Genomic DNA, 3607 nt, shown 5'->3' with positions numbered 1-3607 from the left:
GACCCGGCGGCGCGGCGGCGCCAACCTGGTGAACGGCGCCGCCGCCGCGCTAAGCGACTGGCGCCGCATGCTGGAAGGCCCGACCGCGCCGCCCGATCCGCGCTTCGTGCCCGGCCGGGGCGTGGCAGTCACGCCCGGCGCCGTGGTGTACCGCAACGAGCTGATGGAGCTGATCCAGTACGCGCCGGCCACCGGCCAGGTGCATGCCGGCCCGCTGCTGATCGTGCCCGCGTGGATCATGAAGTACTACATCCTCGACCTGGCGCCCGAGCATTCGCTGGTGCGCTACCTGGTGGAACAGGGCTACACGGTGTTCATGATTTCCTGGGTCAACCCGGGCGAAGCCGAGCGCGAGCTGTCGATGGAAGACTACCGGCTGCGCGGCGTGATGGCGGCGCTGGACGAGGTGGTGGCCATCACCAGCGCGCCGGCGGTCAACGCGGCGGGCTACTGCCTGGGCGGCACCCTGCTGGCGATCGCGGCGGCGGCCATGGCGCGCGACGGCGACCAGCGCCTGGCCAGCGTCACGCTGCTGGCGGCCCAGGCCGACTTCACCGAGCCGGGCGAGCTGTCGCTGTTCATCGACGACAGCCAGGTCAGCTTCCTGGAGGCGGCCATGTGGCAGCGCGGCTACCTGGACACGGCGCAGATGGCGGGCGCCTTCCAGCTGCTGCGCTCGAACGACCTGATCTGGTCGCGCCGCCTGCGCCAGTACTTGCTGGACCAGCCCGCGGTGGAGACCGACCTGACGGCCTGGAACGCTGACGCCACGCGCATGCCCTACCGCATGCATTCGGAATACCTGCGCCGCCTGTTCCTGCAGAACGAGCTGGCGCGCAATCTGTACCAGTGCGGCGGCAAGCCGGTGTCGCTCAACGACCTGCGCACGCCGGTGTTCGCGGTGGGCACGGTGACCGACCACGTGGCGCCGTGGCGCTCGGTCTACAAGCTGCTGCACCTGACCGACACCGACGCCACCTTCCTGCTGGCCAGCGGCGGGCACAACGCGGGCGTGGTGTCGCCGCCGGGCCGGGCCGGCGCCAGCTACCAGCTGGCCCACCGCCAGGCGGGCGCGCCCTATGCCGACGCCGACGCCTGGCTGGCCGCCGCCAGCACCCATCAAGGGTCCTGGTGGCCGGCCTGGTCCCGCTGGCTGCGGCGCCACGCCGGCGCCCTGATTGCGCCGCCGCCCATGGGCGAGGCGCTGGCGCCTGCGCCCGGCAGCTACGTGCTGCAGCGCTAGCGCCGCCGGGCGCGGCCGCCGGCGGCGTCCGCTTCAGGCCGGGTAGCCCACCGTCTGCGCCAGCGTCACGCGCTGGCCCGAGCCCAGTCCCATCAGGCTGGCCAGTTGGGCGTGGTCGAACCGGGCGCGCGCCACGGTGGCCATGCCGGCGGCGCAGAACAGGTACACGTTCTGGCTGATGTGGCCCGCGTCGAAGGCCGCGTGCGGCAGCCGCCCGGCGTGGTCCTCGGCCGGCAGGCGCGCCAGGTTGGCCACGTAGATGGAGGCGCACAGGGAACGGCGCAGCTTGAGTATATCCACCAGGCCCAGCGCGCCGATGTCCGAATCGCGCTCCAGCACGGCGGCCCCGTCGAAGGCGCCGGCGCGCAAATCGTCCAGGGCCCGGTTCGCCTGGCTCCACGCCGTCAAACCAGGTGGTCGGCCGAGATCAGCACCTTGAGCGCCCCGCTGGCGGCGGCGTCGCCGAAGCAGGCATACGCCTGCAGGATGTCGCTGAAGCGGAAGCGGTGGCTCACCAGGCCGGCCGCGTCCAGCCGCCCGGACAGCACCGCGCGCAGCAGCTGCGGCGTGGCGGCCGTGTCGACCAGGCGCGTGGTGATGGTGATGTTCTGCGACCACAGGCCCTCCAGGTGCAGGTCGGCCTTGCAGCCATGCACCCCGACATTGGCCACCGCGCCGCCCGGCGCCACGATGTCGGCGCACAGCTCGAACGTGGCGGGCAGGCCGACCGCCTCGATCGCCGTGTCCACGCCAACGCCACCGGTCAGCTCCAGCACCGCCTTCACGGCGGCGCGCTCGACCGCGCGCACGGTGTGGGTGGCGCCTAAGCGCCGGCTCAGTTCGAGCCGGCGCGGATCGATATCGACCATGATGATCTGCTCCGGGCTGTAGAACTGCGCCGTGAGCAGCGCGGCCAGTCCGACAGGACCGGCGCCGACGATGGCCACGCTGCCTCCCGGCGCCACTTTGCCGTTTAGCACGCCGCACTCGAAGCCCGTCGGCAGGATGTCGCTCAACATGACCAGCGCGGCCTCCTCGGCCCCGGCCGGGATGCGGTACAAGCTGGTGTCGGCGTGCGGGATGCGCACGTACTCGGCCTGGGTGCCGTCGATCCTGTGCCCCAGCACCCAGCCGCCGTCGGTGCAGTGCGAGTACATGCCCCGCCGGCAGTACGGGCAGCGCGCACAGGATGTGATGCAGGAGATGAGCACCGGGTCGCCCGGCGCGAAGCCGCGCACGGCGCCGCCCACCGCCTCGATCACGCCCACGCCCTCGTGCCCCAGCGTGGTGCCGGGCAGGCAGGTCGGCACGTCGCCCTTCAGGATATGCAGGTCGGTGCCGCAGATGGTGGTGCGGGTCATGCGCACCACCGCGTCGCCGGGCGCCTGCAGCAGCGGCGCCGGCTTGTCCCGCAGCACCGGCTGCCCCGGCCCCTCATACACTATCGCGCGCATGGCCGCCGCCTCAGCCGATGGCCAGCTTCTTGGCGCCGCCGTTGGCGCGCTTGGGCAGGCTCAGCTCGAGCACGCCGTCGTGGTACTTGGCTACGGCCTGGCTCTCGTCCACCTCCTGGCCCAGCGAGAAGCTGCGCAGCTGCTGCCCCACGTAGCGCTCGCTGCGCAGCAACGTCTCGCCCTTTTTTTCCTCGTGCTCGCGCCTGGCTTCGGCGGCGATGGTGACCTGGCTGCCGTCGATCTGCACCAGGATGTCTTCCTTTTTCATGCCCGGCAGTTCAGCCTTGACGCTGTAGGCTTGCGCGTTCTCGGTCACGTCGATCCGGATCTGCGGCGGCGCGGCCAGCTCGCGCAGGGCGGACTTGAAGCCCATATCGCGGAAGAAGTCCTCCACGTTGCGCAGCGGATCGGCGCGGACCAGGTCGCGGAAGGGATCGAAGTGGGTCAGGTGGTGGTGTGCCATGGTGCTCTCCTATACGATGATGGAGCCGGAAAGTGCGTCGGGCGCCGGCTGCCCGCCCGTGTGTCGCTGGCTCGATTCTGCGGCAGGGCGCGGCCGCCTGCGCGCCGCAAAACCGACCTGGGACAAGTTTCCGCAAAATTTCTCGCGCAGCGCCCTATTTCGCAAAAAATTGATCTGGCTCCTTGTTCACGGGCGCCGATCTGGATAACACTGAATATCAGACCGGCGACCCTGCTGCGCCGCCAGAGCGCGCCCATACCCCATGCACACCGCCCCCGACACCGCTGCCTCAACCGCGCCGGCCGCCCCCGGCCGGAACTCCGCCTGCGCCACATGCCGCGGGCGCCACTTCTGCCTGCCCCAGGCCGGCGAGGCATCCGGCCGCGCGCCGCGCCGCATCCGCGTGGCGCGCGGCGCCGCCCGGTACTGCGCCGGCGCACCGGTCGG

Annotated in this window: 5 protein-coding genes; 2 read left to right on the top strand and 3 right to left on the bottom strand. The window is 71.6% G+C overall.

What is annotated here, in order from left to right; all coding sequences use genetic code 11:
- Positions 1 to 1243 (top strand): PHA/PHB synthase family protein (locus tag AC6H42_RS10195; protein WP_497547953.1); only part of this gene is annotated, 1243 nt, incomplete at its 5' end.
- A gap of 33 nt (positions 1244 to 1276) precedes the next feature.
- Here the strand turns inward: AC6H42_RS10195 and AC6H42_RS10190 are convergent.
- From AC6H42_RS10190 to AC6H42_RS10180, 3 genes are read right to left on the bottom strand one after another with little or no spacing between them, the layout of a single operon-like run.
- Entirely contained in the window at positions 1277 to 1651 is a 375-nt protein-coding gene (locus tag AC6H42_RS10190) for a nitroreductase family protein (RefSeq protein WP_157201000.1), read from the bottom strand.
- Positions 1648 to 2697: a zinc-dependent alcohol dehydrogenase family protein gene (locus AC6H42_RS10185; RefSeq protein ID WP_497547952.1), complete on the bottom strand. Its 1050-nt coding sequence runs from the start codon at positions 2695 to 2697 to the stop codon at positions 1648 to 1650. Before AC6H42_RS10185 ends, AC6H42_RS10190 begins: the two co-directional genes overlap by 4 nt.
- A 10-nt stretch (positions 2698 to 2707) precedes the next feature.
- Entirely contained in the window at positions 2708 to 3160 is a 453-nt protein-coding gene (locus AC6H42_RS10180) for an Hsp20/alpha crystallin family protein (protein WP_057156307.1), read from the bottom strand.
- Positions 3161 to 3422: 262 nt separating this feature from the next.
- Here AC6H42_RS10180 and AC6H42_RS10175 point away from each other — a divergent pair.
- On the top strand, positions 3423 to 3607 hold a 185-nt coding region (locus tag AC6H42_RS10175; protein WP_497547951.1), incomplete at its 3' end, for a hypothetical protein.

Source organism: Massilia sp. NBRC 108631, assembly GCF_059704565.1.
Note: the sequence above shows the minus strand (reverse complement) of the source record. Positions and strands in the feature narration are given on the sequence as shown.